Origin of the sequence: Pantoea sp. GbtcB22 (assembly GCF_019091025.1) — a bacterium.
Lineage (GTDB): Bacteria > Pseudomonadota > Gammaproteobacteria > Enterobacterales > Enterobacteriaceae > Pantoea > Pantoea leporis.
In genome coordinates, this window is sequence record NZ_JAGXKB010000771.1 from 1 (window position 1) to 239 (window position 239).

At 54.0% G+C, this 239-nt stretch carries 1 pseudogene; it reads right to left on the minus strand.

Annotated features, from left to right (window positions below):
- Positions 1-41: 41 nt before the first annotated feature.
- Positions 42-239: pseudogene (locus KVT28_RS26640) on the minus strand (universal stress protein); the annotation flags it as partial.

Here is a 239-nt window from a genome sequence, read left to right on the forward strand (position 1 = left end):
ACGCCAGCCGCAATATATGCCGGGGCCTGTTGGCGGATTCATTCGGTACGTTGGCTGATCACCCCTTTGCGCATAGTGGAGCGCTCGTCGGGCGACAGCAGCGTGGTCATTTCATATGAGAAGTCGTAAATAGGCAGGAAAGCTTTGATTTTCCCGCCAATACGTTGATTGAGATAAACCGCACGACGCAGCGCGGGCTGATCGTCCGGCTGGGCATCAATAGCCACCAGAATATTTTG